The sequence below is a fragment of the Reichenbachiella ulvae genome (assembly GCF_025833875.1).
GTDB lineage: Bacteria > Bacteroidota > Bacteroidia > Cytophagales > Cyclobacteriaceae > Reichenbachiella > Reichenbachiella ulvae.
Map to the genome: position 1 here is coordinate 231,705 of NZ_JAOYOD010000001.1, position 20,768 is coordinate 252,472.

The following is a 20,768-nucleotide window of genomic DNA, read 5'->3' on the forward strand; positions in this document are numbered from 1 at the left end:
ATGCACTTTTAGTAAATGTTCCGCGAAGTTAGGGTATTTTGGGTGGATTGTAAAGTTTGTAAATAAAAGTGCTGGCAAAGAGATGTCCAGAGACAAAAAAAGGCCGTCTAACCAGACAGCCTTTTCATCATCTTTTGATCCTGAAAGATGTAGTCTAATTCTTAATTAATCTTGAAACGTAAGAATTAGCTTTCTCCCCATCTAGTCTGATCATGTATATTCCTGACTTTAGATGTGTCACATCAATTTGAACCTTAGATTGATAGATTGGGCCACTTGAGACTATCTGCCCTTCCAAATTTAAGACCTGATAGGTGTTGAAGTCTTCAGAACCATTTATCATTAGATAGTCTGAAGTAGGGTTGGGGTAGATATTCAAGTCGACCGTGCGTTGTGTGGATAATATTGTTTCTACTACAGTCAGGGTGAAGTCCTGTGAGTAGAGATTGTTTTCTGCTTGTTGATCATCGGCAGTGATCGTAAATTGCTGTGTGCCAAATGCACCCTCCACAGTTGTGATTTCAATTTCAGTTCCAGAAATATTGAATGTCACCAGACTTCCGTCGTTTGGAGTGATGCTGTAACTGACGTTTTGCTCTATTTCATCTGCCGGGATGTCATCTATATTGATGCTTATGTGTTGCACATCTGCAAAATCTTGATCCAAAGTCAGATCTGTCTGACTAAGTGTGAATGAAGGCTGATCATTAATGGCGTTCACTGTTAGCTCAAACTGTGTGCTTATGGTTTCAATACCGTCGCTTATCTCCAATGTGATACTACCCGTCCCGTTGTTGTCCGGTATTGCGGAGAGTATGAGTACGTTTTCAACGTTGATTTCAGCATTAGTGGCAGAATTGTTAGTAAGCTGAAAGTTGAGGATATCTCCATCAATATCTAATACCAAAGTGTCCAGATCTACTAAAGAAAAAGTTTCGAAATCCTCTGCTACTGATTGATTCTCCATTGTAGCAATGAATGTTGGTGCATCGTTCACGTTTTCAACAGTAATAGTAAATTCATCTGTCGTGCTGAACTCTCCATCAGTGGCGGTCATGGTGATGACAGCTACACCTACATCTTCGTTGGATGGGGTACCATGCAGGGTCAACGAAAGCCCATCGAAATTCAGCCAAGAAGGAACACCCTCTACATTGAGATTCAGGTTTTCATTGTCCACATCAGAGAACTGATCTGAAGGTAAGAAGAAACTAAAGGCTACTTCCTCAGTAGCTGTGAGGTCCGCAACTGGATTGTTCACTACTGGAGCATCATTGATTGCCTGGATCGCGAGGGTGAAAGTAGCAGTAGTGGTAGAGTTACCATCACTGGCTTCCAAAGTAATGATAGCAGTACCAAAATAGTCGGCTGGTGCTGCGTAGGTCAGTCGATTATTGGCTAATTCCAAACTGACATCAGTATTACTGCTGCTCACCTCGTAGGACAGTTGGGCTCCTTCAGGGTCGCTAAAAAGTGTGGAGACATCAGCAATCAACTCACGGTTGCTGGCATCCTCATCAAAGGTCTGATCCTGAACAGTACCTACCACAATTGGTGATTCATTATCTAAGATTTCAAGAGTAAATGTACCTGTTGTAGTATTGTTTTCAGTTTGCCCATCATCTGCAGTAATGGTGAATAGTTGTGAACCAAACTCACCCGCTATCGCAGTAACAGAGACATGACCAGTAGACGCATCAATAGTTACGCTGGCAAACGAGATTGAAGAAGGATCTATCGAGTAAGTGATGGCTTCCGTTTCGTTGGCAGGAGAAAGGTCTGTCAACTCGATTATTTCTGTTCCTTCAAAGTCTTTACCAATTGTTAAGTCTTCAATGTCAAATGTAGGTGCATCATTAATTGCATTCACCGTTACATTTATAATCGCAGTAGTTTGATTGGATTGAGGGTCTTCGGCTATTACTTCGATTTGCGCTGTCCCATTGCCGTTCTCAACTCCGCTGATGGTGAGTTGGTTTCCATCCAAGGATGCAGTGACTGCTTCTTCGCCAGACGAAACGGTTGCACTAAAGGTTATTTCTTCCTCGTCTACTTCTGTGAAATAGCTACTTAGATCCAGAGTTTCAGTGAAGCTGTCTTCATCTCCTGATAAGTCTGAAAATTCAATACTGAGTAGGGGAGCATCATCGATTGGCAATACTTCTATATCAAAACTTTGGTCTGTGGTGCCGGCAGCATTGGTTGCTGATAAAGTAAGCGTTGCTGAACCGAAAAAATGGTTGGAAGCGCTCAGAGTGAAACTATTGGCCGATAGATTGCCTGCTACATTCATATCTGTACTACTAACGGTATAGGTTAATCCATCACCTACTGGATCTGAAAATAAAGTGTCGATCTGGTTCGAGATCAGAAATTCCTGTTCATCCTCATCTATTTGAATATTGGGCAATTGTGCCAGGATTTCAGGAGGATCAAATTGAATGATGTTGTTTTTGAGTACGATTACTTGGGGAATGGCTGTTGTTGCATTAGTGAAGGTAGCAACGATATCTAGATCTTCGTCACCATCTACATCGCTCATTTCCAGTCTGTATGGGATATGTGCTTGTGTTGTTGTGTATAGATCTGTCGAACTCAATTGGCCGGTTCCATCATTGAGCATGACAGCCACTTTGGCGTCTTTGTCTGCAGAGTAGGCAATATCGATATCACCATCACCATCCACATCTCCTGGTGCCAGATCGAATGTGCTTTGAAAACCAGTCGCAAAAGCATGATCTACAAAGGTCAGGCTTCCTTCATTTTCTAACCAACCAATTTCACCATCGATAGTCGTATATAAGATGTCAAACCATCCGTCCTGATTGAAATCGAGGGCGGAAACTTTACGAACATATTTGCTAAGAATTTTACTTTCTGATCCACCATAGGGTCTGATGAAAATACCATCACCACCAGAATAGGAGGCATAGATAATATCTGTTTTACCATCATTGTTGAGGTCTTTGGCTGCTAATCCAGCGAGTCCACCCCATGTAGCCATTGTTGTTTTTTGGAAGCTACCTGTACTTAGCTGTATATGTAAATAGACCTGATTGTCTGTTTTGGATTGCATGATATCGAGCAATCCGTCGTTGTTATAGTCTAGAATTTCAATCTCTCGATAATTGCCAATTTCGCTGCTGATTACATTGGAAGTAAATGTGAGGTTGCCATCGTTCATGAAACTGATTAGTCCGCGGTTTAATCGGGAACAAGTAACAATGTCCAAATGTCCATCACCATTGAGATCTGCTAGTTTGATGTCATAACCATCTGCAACATTTGTTATCTCCACAGGATCACCGAAGTTTCCAAATCCATCGTTAAGCATATAGACTACTATGGCTTCTGATTCCGTGCTCGCCACGATATCCAGATCACCATCTGCATCCAGATCACCTACCGCCAATCCTCGCGTTTGGGTGGCATTGAAGCCCAGTTCTGTGTCAGCAAAAGAAAGAGCGTTGATAGGCGATTGGGTAGCTGTGGTTGTAAAGCTGTACTGATATGGAATCACATGAGTACTGTTGCTACTCATGAGCCCATCGTCTATCACTACTGTAATGATTTCTTTAGGAAGGAAATCTGAATCAGGAGTGAAGACGACAGAATCTGTGCCTGGAGTACTGAAGTTACCTGCAATTGAACTACGCAGGTTGCTAGTGATATGTACATTTTCGTCTATGGTCGTGTTATCCAGGTCCTGGCTGTATCCGAATCGGATTGTGCTATTGCGAGCTACAGATTCGGTTCCATTTTGAGGTGCGTGAGAGCTTAACGTTGCTGGCTCTACGGTGGTGATGTTGAAACTGAAATCTGCGGTATTGCCAGTATTGTCTTCTGCTGTCACCGTGATTTCTGCTGTTCCCAAAAAACCAGGGTTAAATATGATCTCAATAAGGTATGAAGTTTCTTCGTAATAAGCATCTGCCCTGTATACTCCGGTGGAGGTAGAGCTAGCAGTGTAGGTCAATTCCGCATCGTCAGGATCGCTGAATAGATCTTCCAGGTTCAGGCGTTTCAATCTGAAATAGTTGTCAGCATCGCTCACGATGGTGGTGTCGTTGAATGTCGACTCAACTACAGGTGGTTGGTTGGCTATAAAGGTCAACTGTGCCAGGCTGGCGCCTTGGTTGACTATATCAGGGCTATAGGCATCTGTGAAGCTTGCTTCATCGTCGTGCTGTCCTGCAAAGAGGTATTTATTTTCTCCCAGATTGAAGAGTCTAGGTGATGTCATGCCATTGTTTCCTACAGATGAGGCCAGAAATCCACCTTGAACAAATCCTAAGTTGGTGTCTAGCTCTGTCCAGTAGCTGGCAGGGTTGCTGTAACTGATGTTGGAAGTGCCAGTGCCAGGATCTAGGTCAAGGGTGCCGTTCCCGTTCCAGTGACCGGATAGTATCAAGTTGCCAGCTACAGTATCTACAGAGTGAATATAATCCGTGGCAGTGGTAGTCGTAGCGATGGAGGCAAAGGTTGTGTTGGCCCCATCGGCCAGGTCGGTTTTCATGATATAGCCGTGTACACCACCAGCACTATGGATGTCCTGCTGATAGGTGTCGACATAGACACCCATTGGCAATTGACCTACTATATATAGTTGGTTGTCAGTGGCAATCCAATCATGTACCAGATTGCTAGTGACCGATGCACCACCTACGATTGTTTTTTTCCAGGAAATGTCTGTTAACTGAAGAATCGTATGGCTTTTACCAGCCCCAATGTACCTCAGGTTGCTGGCAGTACCTGAATACCCTTGATCACCTAATTTTGTTCTAGAACCCAAGGCTGCTTCGTAGGTCGGTGCATATTCGAATTCAATAGCAATATCGTAATCGTTTTCGGTCATGGCCCATTCTAAAACAGTGAAGGCACGGTTCTGGCCATCCACCAGCAGTTTGGAAAACTGGTTGCCAGAATTGGAGCTGGTACGACGACCGTATATGAACTCAAAGTTGGGTTTGTAGAAGCCAATAATCCCTACTTGGTTTACAGAATTGGTATGGAGGTTTTTTGTTTCCGTACCCGGATCCATATCTGCTACGGTACCACTGGGGTCCTTGAAGTAGCCCGCTACATATATAGAGTCCCCATGATTGACGGCTATGTCGAGGAATTCCTGCACGCCTGTATTCTCCCCGCCGATCACGAAGTGGTCCAGGTAGTTGCCGTCAGCATCGTATTTGGCCACCAGAGCGTCGCTTTTGGCGGTTACGCTGGCTGTGCCCGTCCCTGGATCCAGGTCTATACCTGTGGCATTGGTATCATTGCCTAGATAGCCTGTCAGCAAAATGTCTCCCTGACTGTTAATTGTTAGGGCATTGAATCGTTCGTGGACTTCAGTCCCAAAGGTATGCACCCACGCCAGCTCACCATTGGCGTCATATTTGGCAAAGAAAGCATCGTCAGCACCAACTGCATCGATGGCTGTTGGCGTGGTATTTCCCATGTTGAAATTAGCTCCTGTTCCATTGAAAAGTCCAACTACATATACATTGCCGTCAGTATCTAATTCTATGTCTTTTATGCTGACTTGTGTTGAGTTACCAAGAGAGGTAATCCAATCAGAATTCAGTGTTTGTCCGAAAACGTGACTTCCTACAAGGGATAGAAAGCCAACCAAAAATTTTATTCTCATAGTTTCAAGATTTTTATTTAGATCATCTCGAAAGTAGAGCAGGGTTGACTATTTGGTAGGGGAGTTCTAGGGAAGTGCGTATTCTTTCTAGGGAAGTGCAGCGTGTTACTCTTTCTGCTACAATTGATCCAATACTTGAAGGAAGATGTCCTTCTTGAATCGCGACAGAGGTACGGTACTCCCGTCTGTCATTTCTATAGTGCCTCCATCGCTTTTGTCAAATTTTTTTAGGTGACGCAGGTTAATGAGGTGAGATTTGTGAGGTCGAAAAAACAATTTTCCTTTTAGCATCTCCTCGTATTCTTTCAGAGTACGAGTGATTAGGGTCTGGTTACCATCAACAAAATTGAATAAGGTGTAGTTGTTTTCCGACTGACAGCGTACTATGTCAGCAATGTTGACTATTTGGATGCTATGTTGGTCTTTGAGTACGAGTCTGTTGAGCGATTTTGCCTCATTTGAGAAATCCTCGCTGAGGTTTTGAAGTTGAACCTTTGATTGATCGGCTTGTATGGCCCTGTCTAATGCCAATTTGAGCTCTTGAGGATCTACAGGTTTTAGTATGTAATCAATCGCATTGAACTTGAAGGCTTTGATCGCATAATTGTCATATGCGGAGATGAAAATGATTTTGAAATCTATTTGGTCCAATCCCAGTCGTGCCAATAGATCGAAACTAAGGCCATCAGGTAAGTTGATGTCCAGAAAAGCCAAATCAGGTTTGAAAGTTGAAAGTTTTTCTATGGCTTCTTCTATCGAGGAGGCCTCTTCAATGACAGTTATGTCCTGATCACTTTTTTTTAGGTAGGCTTTTACGGTTTCTCTGGCATTTTTTTCATCATCCAGAATGAAAATTTTCATACTACTCTTTCGACTATGCTGGTAAAATGACTTTAGTTGGAAGAGTTAAATTTACACGCAAGCCTTGAATATTCCCTTCAGCATCAAAATTGTTTTTGAGTAAAAGTTCAGATTGGGCTTTTAAGGTTCGTTTGAAAATCGCAAGACGTTCCTGGGTAATCCGGGTGGCCAAGGATTTGTGATTGGATTGACTACTCTCAATAAGACCCGTGCCCGTATCGTTGATTTCTAGTGCGATTTGTTCACTTCCTTTTGCTTTGAAGCTAATATTGATTTTGTTTTCTCTGTCTTTTTTGAATAGTCCATGTTCCAGGGCATTTTCGATAAAGGGTTGGGCAAACATGGGAGGGAGGTGGTGGTAATCCTCGTCCAGTTCTTCGTCTAATTCTATCTCATAGTCGAACTGGTTGTCAAAACGCATTTGCTGAAGCTCCATGTAATTCCTGAGGGTTTCTATCTCTTCACCCAAGCTGATGAACTCTTGACGCGAATGATCTAATATTTGGCGCATTAGTCTACTAAATGTTCCCATATAATGGCTGGCTTCTTCGGCTCCTTTCGTCATCATGTAGTGTTGTATGGCAGTCATGGAGTTGAAGATGAAGTGTGGATTCATTTGAGACCGCAATAGGCGCTGTTCCATGTCGGACAGACTTTTTTCTTTCTTGAGCTTTTGTTGTCTGGTGTATAGAATCCCCAAGCCTATGGCCAAAAACAGGAATAAGCCGAGTGCGAGGATTAAGATTCGTTGCTGTCTTAATTGGAGTTTTGAGATGTCGGCTTCCTTTTCGAGTAATTTGACCTCCTGAGTTTTTTGGTTGGCTTCCAGGCGAGATTGGTTTTCAGAAAATTTGTGGTTGAAGTTGGCCTCTAATACCGAATCATGTTGGTGTTTGTATCTTTCTAAATGTTCTAAAGCAGCTTTGAAATTTCCTTTGGCTTTTTTGATTTCATAGTTTAGTCTCGCATTTTCAGCAGACTCGGGATTAAGTTTCTGAGCCTTGTCTGCCATCATTTGTGCAGAATCCAATTTTTCCAGACCTATATAGGCAAAACCTAGATTGATGTGTTGTATAAACTCGGTGACGGGATGCAAAGGGTATTTTTTTGCCAGTTTTAGGTTTTCGTAAGCCATTTTTAAACCTTCGCTATAGTTTCCCTTTCTGATGATGGGGGCAGTTACTACATTGTGCGCAACAGCTGCGTAGTAGTCCAGTTCTTTTTCTCTAGCAAGGTTCAGCCCCTTCAGGCCATAGTGAACTGAAGAGTCTAGGTTTAAAGTGGTTTTTCCATTGTAAAGTATACATAAGTTGACACAAGCACGAATGTAACTTGACCAATCCTGATATTCTAAAGCTCCATTCATGGATAGCTTGTGGTACTTGAGTGAATTTTCTAGATCACGATTGTTCTGAAGGATTCTAGCGATGCTACCGTAGGTTCTGTATTGGCTTTTAGATTTTTCACTACCGGTCTCAATGCTTTTGTAATAGTAGTTGAGTGCTTCATCAGATCGATTGGGGTCTATGTTGAAAATGACTCGTCCTTTGATGAAATAGGCTTCTGATAGTTGGTCGTTTATGTTGTGTTGGGCAAAATGATTTATGGCAATATCAATCCATGGTTCGGCCTCTATAGCTTGATTAGACTGTAATAAAGTCTCCGAAAGCTTCATCGCTATAGCTGATTGGTTGCTAGCAGAGCTGGTGCTTTTATACTCACTTTTCAACTCCATAATCAATGAGTCCAAATGGGAGCTTTCTTCTTGCGCCTGTAAGATCGAAATGTTTAAGAATATGCAGAGAACTGTGAAGTATTTCGCTTTGATCATATTAGGATGAGCCATTATTACATCTAATCACTAGGCGAATCTAATAAAATGTGGTTTCTAGATGGTGAAGAATTGATTTTTGAACTTTATTGTACTAATTATGTTAATTAATAGGTTTATTGAATAATCACCTTTTCGCCGAAAGATTGATGTTGACTAACTACAGATAAAATGTAGGTCCCAGTTGGGAGGTGATTTGTTTTTATTTCATGCACTAAATTTCTTTTAGTGTTCTGAATAGTTTCAGAATAAACAATCTGCCCTGAAATACTTGTCAATGATAGTTCTATTTGCTCAGTGTTCAGATCGGATAAGGAGAATTTTATGACTTGACTAGAGAGCGCCGGATTTGGATAAATACTCAGAGTAGAACCATTCTGGAACTGTCCGGTCACCTTCATGATTTTGGAATAGGCAGAGCTTCCATCATAGTCCGTTTGCTTGATTCGATAGTAAATCAACCCCTCAGGTGAATGGGGATCAGTAAATTGGTAATCCAATATATCACTGCTCTGACCCGCTCCATCTATAGTTGCGATGGCCTCATAATGAGAGTTGTCCAATGATTTTTCAATTGTGAAGTAGTCGTTATTTTCTTCCATAGCGGTGCTCCAGCTAATGATTACCTCATTATTCACCCTTCTGGCTTGTACATCGAAAAACTCAACAGGAAGGCTGGCGTCTGTACAACTTAGCCCACCTAGTGTCTCTATGGTCATGTAGTTGGAAACACATGCCGTATTACGAAGCTCGGTTTTAATGTAGTCCTGGGTCCTGACAACATTGGCTATTCTTAATTCATCTATTATTCCTGTAAAGGCATTGTTTAACCCTCCGTCATCAATGCCTCCAATAGTCAGGTCATAATCTCCCCCAGCTGTGTAATAGTCGATGGGTGATGTGCTTTGCTCGGTAGAAGAAGTGATCAATTCACCATTCAGATAGGTTGTCTGGGTATAGTTCTCACCTGATTCTTCAATTACGCCAACAAAATAATTCCAGTTGCCAGAAGTAATATCAATTTCACCATTACCATTCGTATCTGTTAAAACATAATTGCCATTAGTTCTTCCTGTTTGGAAACCGATTTCTTCATCATTATTAGTTCCACCTCCATTGGGTCGCATTTCGAGAGTATACGAGGCATAGGGAGCATTTAATCGACCTTTCGAAAACATTTTTGCGTAGGCATTCTGCGTTCCTGAGGTTTGAAACCAACATGAAATTGTGAAGGAGTTAGCGGGTTCAATAGTAGTGTTATCTGGTACAGTGATGTATTCAGTGGTTCCATCAAAAGAATAACCATTGCCCACAACCGAACTTACGATGTTAGTAGCATCCATGTTGTTTGCGGTTCCATTCAAAGAGTTACCAGTGGCGTCTACAATAGCACTAGCACCAGGAGTTTCTGAAAGTTGCCAAACACCAATGAAGTTGGCGTCAGTCCATACTGTACCATTACTTTGATCCGTTTCTCCTGATCGACCATAGAACATTTCAATCTCCGTATTGACAGTAGCACTTAAGTCTACCTTAACCCAAATGATCACGTCACCATTGACTCCATCATATGATTCTAGATAATGACTATAAACATCTGCTACTACAGAACTAGGGCTTGGTGCAAAAACGATATCAAATCCATTTGATAATATTTCTCCGTCTGAATTGGTATCTGAGATCCCGTCAGGATCCGAAATCATATCTTCGACACCTTCTAAAGATACTAGTAAAGGGAAATTAGTTAAGTCAGAACTACCAGAAACCATGTTCTTATCAACTGTGATGGTAACATTGTGATTATACAAACTCGATAAAGTCTGACCCAAAACCGCAAGGGATGAAAACAATAGTAAAAAGGAGAGAGCGAAGATTCTCAAATTCATAAGTCCTAGATTTGGTAAAGGACTAAAAGTTTAAATCTTTCCGTTCGCTGGTGAAATTGACAGGACTCGACCCGTACAATCATTAAAAGTAATGAAAAAGTTTAATAATCAGTACTTTAGATTTTTAAGACTTTCATCAGAGATACCTATTTCAAAACCACCTGCTTCAATTTTTATATTTTGTGCAACGCATGTTATAGGTGAATTGACCTTGATTGATTCATTTGCTATTGATTATATTGAGGGAGCAGACTAAGAGAAAAAGGTGTGAAAAAGACTATCGCATTAAGATTACTATGGGGAATTGGGGTGCTGTGCACAAGTTTACCGACTTTTTCAGATCCAGTATCCGAAGAATTTACCTTTACTAATATTCATGAGGGGATTACAAAAAGAGCAGTAACAGCCTTTTCGCAAGATGAAGAAGGGTTCATTTGGATCGCAACATTTGGGGCAGGACTCTATCGCTACGACGGATTAGAATACAAGGTCTATAAGTACGATTGGAACGATTCAACCACTATCAGTAGCAATGTTGTTTATGAAATCTTCAGAGATAGCCAGGATTTGCTATGGGTGGTGACCGACAATGGCGCCTGTTATTACAATTCTTCCGAAGATAATTTTCAGAGGATTGAAATTTTAGGAAAGAGTGCTAGCAGGCAGCTTACCATCCTGGCCATGGAGGAAGATTACACTGGTAACTTACTTTTCGCATCTAGTCAGGATGGATTGTTTTTATATGAAAGACAGAGCCAAATTGTAAAGCATATTCCATTCTTAGGCCTCAAAGAGGACCCGCTCTTCATTAGGGACATTGTCCTGATGCCTGATCAGACGATATTGATGGCAAGTAACTATGGCTTGTTAGAACTTGGGAAAGGGAGACAGCAAATCGTGGAGGCTAAACTTTTCGATGGAGAAAAATACTTCGGCCTGGATCCGATGCTGGAGTTTATGTATTTGGATTCCGATGAAAATTTGTGGATTGGCTCAAGAATGAATGGCGTTTATCATTTGAGACAAAGGAAAAGTAGAAAATTCAATAGCTGGACACTCAATAATTACCCTATTACAGAGAAACGTATCTTGTCGATGCAAGAAACTCAATACGGTAATATGCTATTGGGGACGGAAAATGATGGGTTGTTTTTACTGGACAAAAATGGAAAGGTTCTACAGAATTACTACTATGATAAGTTTGAAGGGGAACATATTAAGGCCAATTCCATATGGTCTTTATTCAAGGATAGAGATGAACGAATTTGGTTGGGTTATTATGATAAAGGGGTAGGAGTTTATGACCCCTTGTTCGACAAGTTCGACCACTTACTCAGTCAGGCTAATAATCTCAATTCGCTACAGGTGGCCTCAGTCACAGATTTGACTCAAGATGAAAAAGGTAGGTACTGGATTAGTATGGATGGCGGTGGGATTGATATCTATAACGATCAGACTAAAAAATTCACTCATACCATAGATGAGGAGTCTGGGTACACTGGATTGACTAATAAGGCCATTCAGACGGTTTTTTTTGATGCTGAGCAAAACCTTTGGGCCGGCAGTTGGGACGGCGGATTGTATTTCTTACCCAAGGGATCAAAGCATTTCAAGAATTATACGGTAGAGAATACCTCTGGAGCTTTAAAGTCCAACAGAATCTTGTCTATTGCCGAAGATTCGCATGGTGTGATTTGGATGGGATCCTTCAGCAATGGTCTACTGTCTTACAACCCTAAGACTCATGAATTCAAATCATACGACAAGGGTGAATTCCGTCTGGCTGGCATCAACAATATGGACATTCGCAGGGTATATGTTGATTCAAAGGATAGAATTTGGGTTGGAGCCACACTAGGGCTGTTTAGGATTGACCGAAACAGGAATGGGGAGCTTGAATTACATTCATTTTCGGATCAGATGTCTGAATCCATGGGAGAGCATTCGAGCGTTAATCATATTTTGTCAATTGAGGAAGATAGTAAAGACAATATATGGATTGGGACGGATGGAGCAGGTTTGTGTCAATACAACGAGAATGACAATCATTTCTTTTGGTATAATGTGCAGAATGGTCTGGATATGGAAACCGTCTGTGCCATACTGGAAGATGATCAAGGGAAAATCTGGCTCAGTAGTAAATCTGGAATAGCTTCCTTGGATTTAGAGAATGGACGTATCGATCACTTCTCCACACATGACGGGTTACTTTCCAATGCATTCAATTACAATGCGGCCTATAAAAATAAAAAGGGGCAGTTGTTTTTTGGGGATTTCTTAGGGGTGGATTTTTTTCATCCTAATAGCTTGAAGACCAATCAGGTCAAACCCCAAGTGTTTTTTACCGAATTGCGTGTGTTCAACGAACTAGTCCAGCCCAACGATGAAAGTGGTATTCTAGAAACTCCTCTGTTAGAAACTTCGGCTTTGACATTGAATCACGAACAATCCGTTTTTACAATTCAATTCGTTGGGCTCAATTATACTCGGCCCGAAGAAAACGAATATGCCTTTTATCTAGAGGGTTTGGAAACGGATTGGAACTATGTAGGAAATACCCGGTCGGCAACTTACACCAGTTTGAAAAGTGGCGATTATGTCTTTAAAGTAAAAGCAGCCAACAATGACGGTGTGTGGAGTGATGAGGTGAGGGAATTGCGGATTACTATTTTGCCTCCATGGTATCGATCTAGATGGGCGCTTTTGGTCTATTCCATTTCTTTTCTGGGACTGCTCTATGTTTTCTTTAAGATTGTCCAGGTCAGGGTAAGGGACAAACAAGCCTACCTGACAGAAATTGAGAATAGAAAACAAGAAGAGGAACTGAATGACAAAAAGTTACAGTTTTTTACCAATATATCTCATGAATTCAGGACGCCATTGACCCTAATTTTGAATCCCTTGAAGGATGTATTGAACGATTCTTCATTGACTCTTCCCAGTCGAGTCACCGAAAAGCTTCAGGTGATGTATAAGAACTCTGATAGACTCCAGCGACTGATAGATGAGCTGATGGACTTTAGGAAATTGAAATTTCACAAATTGCCCGTGCATGCACAGTGCCTGGAGATCGAACCATTCTTGAGGTCTGTCTGTCAATATTTTGAGGAGGAAGCTGAATCCAATTCGATTGATCTGGATGTGATCCCTAACCCTACCGACCAGATGGTATGGGTGGACAAAGGCATGTTGGAAAAAATTGTATTCAATCTGCTTTCTAATGCATTTAAGGTTACACCTCAAAATGGTAGTATCAAAATGTACACCTCGGTTGAAATGCACAATTATACAGATACTGAAGCATGGAATAGTCTGAAAATAACCATCAGTGATACAGGGCCTGGTTTAGAATCTGATCAATTGGAGAAGATTTTCGAAAGATTCTATCAGGTAGATAAAAAGAATAAAGACTATTTCGGCGGAACGGGTATCGGGCTGGAAGTGGTGAAAGATTTTATTTCTCTAAACAAAGGAGATATAAAGGTGAAAAGTCAAGTAGGTAAAGGAACGTCCTTTGAACTTTTTCTGAGGTTAGGAGATGATCACCTGGAGGAAAATGAAAAATTGGTGGCTCAACCTGAGACTTTCGTGCCTGTGGAATCAATCAAGGAATTGGAAGAGCAAGATGTTATTGCTCATGGCAAGAAAAAGACGATACTGATCGTAGAGGATAATCTAGAGCTTCGTAAATATCTCAAAAGCGAATTGTCAAAGCACTATCGAGTAGTTCTGGCTCGAGATGGAGCAGAAGGCTGGGAAATGGCTCAGAGCGAAAGCCCGGATGCTATGGTTACAGATGTGGTAATGCCCGAGTTGAATGGAGTGGAACTCTGTGAAAGAATTAAATCAGATATCAAAACCTCTCACATCCCAATACTGATGTTGACAGCTAAAAGCACTTTGGATGATCAATTAGAGGGAATTGAAAAGGGTGCGGATGCATACATTAGCAAGCCTTTCGATATGCGTCTGGTGGTAAGTCAGCTCGCTCAATTGATCCAGAGCCGTGAACTTTTGTTTAGAAAGTATTTTAAAGGAATTGCTCGGGATGAAGAGGTGCTCAATCAAAGCTCTTCCTTGGATCGTGATTTTGTACAGAAGTTGATGAGCTATGTAATGGAGAATATTACTAAGCCTGATCTAAGTGTTGAATCCCTTGCTTCAGAATTGAACTTAAGCAGAAGTCAATTGTACAGAAAGGTGAAAGCGCTAACCGGCAGTTCTGTTAATGAGTTTACCCGTAATATTCGTCTGGAGCAAGCCAGGAAAATCATAGAAGCGGGTAATTTGAACATAGCAGAGGTCAGCTATCAGGTCGGCTTCTCCTCACCGTCCTACTTTACCAAGTGTTTCAAGGAGCATTTTGGATATGTCCCTAAGGATACCCCAGTCAAGGGTGTGTAAATACCCTTGCTACTATTTCTTGCTTTATAACAAATGTTGTGCGCTCTGATACAAATGTTGCGTCATCTATTCCAAGCTGCCATAATGCAATAAAAATGATGGTACATGCTTCAGATGAGATATTCTTCCTGATATAATCTATTCATCATTGTAAGGTGGGAGTCTAAAAACTAATCCCTTCATACAAGCATGATTAAGATGAATAAAAAGCGAGGAAAGGAACTTTTGATAGATGGCTTGTTGCTATCTGCTTTAGTGATTCTCTTCATGCTCCTCTTGTCATTCTTGTAGCTGAACAACGTATTTAACAAAAGATTAAAGCATGAATTGGAAGACGCAATTGCGCCTAAGTACCTTGGTATTGGTACTTACTTACACAATGATTCGATGCACTACTGTATCGAAACCAAACGACTATCAAAACACTGAACTCAGTGCAGAAGAAAGAGCAACAGATCTAGTTGCACAAATGACCCTGCAAGAGAAAGTATCGCAGATGCGCTATGATGCGCCAGCGGTACCAAGATTAGGAATACCAAGATACAATTGGTGGAACGAATGCTTGCACGGAGTAGGCAGGGCGGGAGAAGCCACAGTTTTTCCACAGGCCATTGGCATGGGGGCTACCTGGGATACCAACTTGATGTCCGAAGTAGCTACCGCCATTTCAGATGAAGCCAGGGCCAAGCATCATCGCTTTGTCAAAGAAGACAAAAGAGGGATTTATCAAGGGCTGACTTTTTGGACTCCCAATATCAATATCTTTAGAGATCCGAGATGGGGTAGAGGTCAGGAGACCTATGGTGAAGATCCGTTCCTTACCAGTAGTATGGGAGTGGAATTCATCAAAGGGTTGCAAGGAGATGATCCCAAATATTTGAAACTCGTAGCTACTGCCAAGCATTTTGCTGTACACAGTGGTCCAGAGCGTTCCAGACATGAGGACAACTATCAGACCTCTGACAAAGATCTCCACGAAACTTATTTACCAGCATTTAAAGCAGCCATCAAAGAAGCCAATGTGCAGTCTGTGATGTGTGCTTATAACCGCTACAGAGATGAGGCCTGCTGCGGTAGCAATTTGCTACTGACTAATATCCTTAAAAACGAATGGGGATTTGATGGTTATGTGGTTTCTGATTGCTGGGCGATCAATGACTTTTATATGGAAGGGAGACATGGTGTGTCGGCTACAGCTCCTAAAGCATCTGCATTGGCGGTAAAGTCTGGAACAGATTTGAACTGTGGTGATACTTTCGATCCTAATCTCAGTGAAGCTGTTTTGAAAGAATTGATTGATGAAGAAGAGGTGGATCAAGCTTTGATTCGATTGATGACTGCTAGATTCAGATTAGGAATGTTTGACGATGAGTCACTTGTTCCCTTTTCGGAGATTCCATATAGTGTAGTGGCCAGCGAAAAACATTTAGGATTGTCGAGGCAAGCGGCTTTGGAATCGATGGTGTTGCTGAAGAATGAGGGCAACGTACTGCCGTTAAGCAAGGAATTGAAAAGTGTGGCGGTTATAGGACCTAATGCCAATGACAAGCAATCCCTTTTGGGCAACTATCACGGCACGCCTAATAATCAAATCACCCCATATGCGGGAATCAAGGCTAAGTTGCCCAACGCAGAAGTGCGATACGCTAAAGGTTCGGATGTTGCTACGGGCTGGCCATTGTTGTCTTTAATCCCCGCAGAGAATTTACAGTCCAACGGAAAGAAAGGCCTATCAGCAGAATATTTTCCTAATGCCAACTGGGAAGGTAAACCTTCAATCAGTCGAGTGGATGAGCAAATTGATTTTGTTTGGATGAAAGAGAAACCGATCAAGGAAATGGTTTCCGACACATTTACTGTGCGATGGAGTGGGAAATTGATAGCCCCTGAATCAGCCAAATACCGTATCGGTTTCCGTGCATGCAACAATGCCAAGGTATTCATAGATGGAGAGAAGAAGATCGACTTCAATGATGACCACAAGCCTGTAATGAAATATTATGATATGGATTTGAAAGAAGGTCAGGCTTATGAGATTCAGATCGACTATTACAATTTTCATACAGATCCACAGGCACAGCTGCTTTGGGCCAAGCTGGATGAAGATCTTTTGACTCCAGCTAAGCAAATAGCCAGCGAATCAGATGTCGTGGTATTGTGTCTGGGACTGACACCAGATATCGAAGGAGAGGAAATGCCTGTAGTACTGGAAGGATTTGATTCTGGTGATAGATCGGACATCGTACTACCTGCGGCGCAAAGAAAACTGCTCAATGAAATCGTTCAGATCGGTAAACCAACCATAGTGGTATTGATGAATGGTAGTGCTGTAGCGGTGAATGAAGCGGCTGCAAAAGTTCCAGCTATTTTGGAAGCCTGGTATCCTGGGGAATTTGGAGGTGAGGCCATTGCAGATGTGCTCTTTGGTGACTACAACCCTGGAGGGAAGCTGCCTGTTACCTTTTATCAATCTGTAGATGATCTTCCTGACTTCAAATCATATGATATGAGCAACCGAACCTATAAGTATTTTGAGGGGACGCCACTGTTTCCATTCGGTCATGGGCTTAGCTATAGCAGCTTTAGCTATGAAGATGTGAAGGTTTCTGAAACTTCGGCGGGTGAAAATATGACTGTCAGCGCCACATTGAGCAATACAGGAGCTATGGCTGGTGACGAAGTGGTTCAGGTTTATGTCTCGCACAAAGAGAACAATCCAGATGCCGCAATTAGAACATTGGTGGCCTTCGAAAGAGTCCACTTAGGTGCGGGAGAAAGCAAGGAGGTAAGCTTCGAAATACCTGCCGAACGATATGCAGATATCGATGAAGATGGAAAGAGAATCAAGGAATCAACTCGCCTTCGATTGAGTGTTGGAGGAAAGCAGCCAGGAATGGAAGGTTTGGCTGATGCAGCGACTACCTCAGTAGTCACTATGGATGTAGAAATCAAATAGAAAGAGGGCAGGAACCAGTCGCAATGGTTCCTGCCGTTTTCACCGAATTCGGATGAATTCGATTACTATTTTATATAACTAAATACAAACTATTATGAAAAAACGATTACTAGAGACGACCGGAAGGAAATCCTTCTCCGTTGTTTTGATGCAATGTTTGCTGGTGATGTTTTGTCTTCAGGCTACTGCCTGGACGGCAAATGCCGCATCAGCTGATGTTACGGTCAGTGGGACAATTACTGATCAGACAGATGGGTCACCTTTGCCAGGTGTAAATGTGCTAGTGAAAGGAACAAGTACTGGTACAGTATCTGATTTGGACGGCAATTATTCCATCAATGTTGACGAAGCTGGAACTTTGGTTTTTAGCTTTATTGGATATGTCACTACAGAGGTGCAGGTAGCTGGACGATCAACTATCGATGTTTCTTTGGATTTAGATGTTCAATCATTAGAGGAAGTTGTGGTGGTTGGATACGGTACGCAGGAGCGTGCTAAAGTTACTGGTGCGATTGCTACTGTAGAATCAGAAAAAATTACTCAGGTTCCTGTTCTATCTGCAGATCAAGCACTTCAGGGAAGAGTACCTGGTGTAACTGTAACTAGTGCTGGTGCTCCTGGTACGAGTCCAAGAGTTCAGATTCGTGGATTGGGAACAACAGGTGACAATGCACCATTGGTTGTAGTTGACGGAGTGATAGTCGGTGGATTAGCAGATATTAATCCTAATGATATCGAATCTATTAACGTATTAAAAGATGCTTCTACTACATCGATTTTCGGTGCATTAGGTGCAAACGGTGTGATTATGGTTACCACTAAAAGAGGTGTAGCTGGTAAAACACGGGTTGAGTTTGATGCTTATTCTGGTATTCAAAAAGTAACCAATCGTTATGACTTGATGAATAAAGAAGAATACCTGCAGTACATGGATATGTGGGGAGCTGGATCTGGAAGAGTTGATGATCCTCAGTATGCGGATTTGATAAATCATGACACTGATTGGCAAGATGAAATTTATCAAACTGGTACTATGCAAAGTTATAACCTTGCCATTTCTGGTGGTTCTGAATCTGCAGATTTTCGTATTGGTGCAGGCTATATCGATCAAGAAGGTGTGCTTTTGAACACGGGTTCAGATCGTTTCAATTTCAGAGCCAACAGTAATTATCGTTTAGGGAAGTTCAAGTTTGGAGAATCACTACAGGTGGCTTTTACAGAAACACTTCCAGAAAATAACGATGGTGGTCGTTCTGCTTTAGAGCATGCGATTAAAATGCCTCCTTATTTTGATGTTTATAACGAAAACAATCTGGGTGGATACCAAGGTACGGATAGTCCACTAGATGGTCAAGACGCGGCTAACCCGGTTAGGGTTTTGAATAATCCAGAGAGGAATCAAAAAAGAACCAATATTGTTGGTAATTTTTATGGTGAAGTGGAATTGATAGAAGGTCTTACATTGAAAGGCCAAGTAGGGTTAGATTATTTTTCTTTCATTAATGCTTATCACACGCCTTCTTATTTTACTGGATCAAACGCACAGGCCTTTGCTATCAATGAAAGGTATTCTGGTGAGACTAGTCGAGTAATGCTTTCTGGTTCGCTGAATTATACAAAATCTTTCGGTAACCATACTGTATCGGCACTCGGGGTAGCTGAAAAAATCGCGGAAAAAAATACAAGATTGAATACTTATAGTACCAATTCTATTACTGATGATATCAAGGAGTTGTCAAATAATGATCAAAACATCAGTTCAAATACATCTGAGTATAATAAGTATGGCTTCTTGGGTAGATTGAACTATGACTATTTAGGTAAATACCTACTAGCTGGATCTTACCGATTTGATGGTTCATCAAGATTGGGTCCTGACGACAAATGGGGTGCCTTTTACTCTGTTGCTGGGGGATGGGTAGTTTCTGAGGAAGCTTTCTTTCCAGATGTTGATGCGATCAGTAACTTGAAATTTAGAGCTAGTTATGGTACAGTTGGTAATGATAGGATTCCCAACTATCAATATGCAGCTACGATTGTAAGTGGAGCTTACAACTATACTTTCAGAGATCAAGGGGGAGGAGAATTTCTTGCTGCTGGGTCAACTGCAGGAACAGTTGCCAATCCAGAATTGAGATGGGAAGAGACAGCTATGACTAATTTTGGTCTTGACTTAGGACTATTCAATGATCAAGTTACTTTGTCTGCTGAGTATTACAACAATGTGAGTGATGGACTTTTGGTTACTCAGTCTTTCGCACCTTCTACTGTAGCGCATTCTGCTGACGTTTCTAAAAATGCGGGAGAAGTACAAGTAGATGGTTTTGAATTCAACTTGGGTTACAACGATAGTGAGGGAGACTTCCAGTGGTCTGCTAATTTAAATGTTAGTACGACTAATAATGTTGTAAACGCTTTTGGTGGACAAGAAAGGTATCAAGCCAATTTTGAAGGAGCCAACTTACAAAGAATTAAGGAGGGTGAATCCATTAATCACTTCTTTGGTTATGAGGTTGATGGTATTTTTCAATCTGCTGACGAGGTTACAAATGCACCAGATCAATCAGGAATTGGTGGAGCTACTATGCCTGGAGATATTAGATACAAGGATCTTTCTGGTCCTGATGGTACACCTGATGGCGTGATAGATAGCTATGACCAAGTGGTAATTGGTAATCCAATCCCTGATGTGAATATGGGCCTCTCTATTGATGCTTTTTATAAAGGGTTTGATTTTAACATCTTCATCAATGGTATGTATGGTAATGAAGTATATAACACCAATGTGTGGGATTTGACAGGAGTTCAGAGACTTTTTAATGCGAGTCCTGATGCATTGAATGCTTGGACACCAACAAACACAGATACGGATGTTCCACGCTTGACTGCTGAAGGACAAAACTTAGTGCCTTCTACTAGATTTATTGAAGACGGTTCTTTTACTAGATTGAAGAACATCACTTTGGGATATACTTTGCCAAACACGATGTTCAATGGCATATTTTCTAAAGCCAGAATTTATGTAAGTGCACAGAACTTGATCACAATCACAGATTATAGTGGACTAGATCCTGAAGTGGGTTATTCTCCACTGGGAGGTAATAGTGCTCAAGAACTAGGTGTCGATAGAGGTAATTATCCATTACCAAAGTCATTCATAGGCGGTATTCAATTACACTTTTAATT

Annotated in this window: 8 protein-coding genes; 4 read left to right on the forward strand and 4 right to left on the reverse strand. The window is 41.6% G+C overall.

Going from position 1 to position 20,768, the window contains the following annotated elements; all coding sequences use genetic code 11:
• Positions 1–154 precede the first annotated feature (154 nt).
• From N7U62_RS00830 to N7U62_RS00845, 4 genes are all read right to left on the reverse strand, one after another.
• The gene (locus N7U62_RS00830; protein WP_264135975.1) at positions 155–5,644 is read right to left on the reverse strand and encodes a tandem-95 repeat protein; all 5,490 of its coding nucleotides are present in this window, start codon (positions 5,642–5,644) and stop codon (positions 155–157) included.
• A gap of 117 nt (positions 5,645–5,761) precedes the next feature.
• Complete coding sequence (locus N7U62_RS00835; RefSeq protein ID WP_264135976.1) at positions 5,762–6,505, reverse strand: LytR/AlgR family response regulator transcription factor; 744 nt, start codon at positions 6,503–6,505, stop codon at positions 5,762–5,764.
• A 13-nt stretch (positions 6,506–6,518) separates the two neighbouring features.
• Positions 6,519–8,351, reverse strand: a complete 1,833-nt coding sequence (locus tag N7U62_RS00840) for a sensor histidine kinase (protein ID WP_264135977.1) — start codon at positions 8,349–8,351, stop codon at positions 6,519–6,521.
• A gap of 101 nt (positions 8,352–8,452) precedes the next feature.
• Positions 8,453–10,222 carry a DUF2341 domain-containing protein gene (locus N7U62_RS00845; RefSeq protein ID WP_264135978.1) on the reverse strand — a complete coding sequence of 590 codons (1,770 nt, stop codon included), beginning with the start codon at positions 10,220–10,222 and terminating at the stop codon, positions 8,453–8,455.
• Between the two features lie 91 nt (positions 10,223–10,313).
• Here N7U62_RS00845 and N7U62_RS00850 point away from each other — a divergent pair, with 91 nt between their 5' ends.
• The 4 genes from N7U62_RS00850 to N7U62_RS00865 all read left to right on the forward strand — a co-directional run bounded on the left by N7U62_RS00850 (position 10,314) and on the right by N7U62_RS00865 (position 20,766).
• Positions 10,314–10,478, forward strand: coding sequence for a hypothetical protein (locus N7U62_RS00850; RefSeq protein ID WP_264135979.1), 165 nt, complete (start codon positions 10,314–10,316; stop codon positions 10,476–10,478).
• 11 nt (positions 10,479–10,489) lie between these two features.
• A complete protein-coding gene (locus tag N7U62_RS00855) occupies positions 10,490–14,626 on the forward strand; it encodes a two-component regulator propeller domain-containing protein (RefSeq protein ID WP_264135980.1) in 4,137 nt (1,378 codons plus the stop codon).
• Between the two features lie 322 nt (positions 14,627–14,948).
• Complete coding sequence (locus N7U62_RS00860; protein WP_264135981.1) at positions 14,949–17,582, forward strand: glycoside hydrolase family 3 protein; 2,634 nt, start codon at positions 14,949–14,951, stop codon at positions 17,580–17,582.
• Between the two features lie 94 nt (positions 17,583–17,676).
• Positions 17,677–20,766 carry a SusC/RagA family TonB-linked outer membrane protein gene (locus tag N7U62_RS00865; protein WP_264135982.1) on the forward strand — a complete coding sequence of 1,030 codons (3,090 nt, stop codon included), beginning with the start codon at positions 17,677–17,679 and terminating at the stop codon, positions 20,764–20,766.
• The last annotated feature ends 2 nt before the right edge of the window (positions 20,767–20,768 follow it).

Coding starts and splice junctions, on each gene's coding strand:
- N7U62_RS00830 (WP_264135975.1), bottom strand. CDS start 5,644: ATGAGAATAAAATTTTTGGTTGGCTTTCTATCCCTTGTAGGAAGTCAC.
- N7U62_RS00835 (WP_264135976.1), bottom strand. CDS start 6,505: ATGAAAATTTTCATTCTGGATGATGAAAAAAATGCCAGAGAAACCGTA.
- N7U62_RS00840 (WP_264135977.1), bottom strand. CDS start 8,351: ATGGCTCATCCTAATATGATCAAAGCGAAATACTTCACAGTTCTCTGC.
- N7U62_RS00845 (WP_264135978.1), bottom strand. CDS start 10,222: ATGAATTTGAGAATCTTCGCTCTCTCCTTTTTACTATTGTTTTCATCC.
- N7U62_RS00850 (WP_264135979.1), top strand. CDS start 10,314: ATGAAAAAGTTTAATAATCAGTACTTTAGATTTTTAAGACTTTCATCA.
- N7U62_RS00860 (WP_264135981.1), top strand. CDS start 14,949: ATGAATTGGAAGACGCAATTGCGCCTAAGTACCTTGGTATTGGTACTT.
- N7U62_RS00865 (WP_264135982.1), top strand. CDS start 17,677: ATGAAAAAACGATTACTAGAGACGACCGGAAGGAAATCCTTCTCCGTT.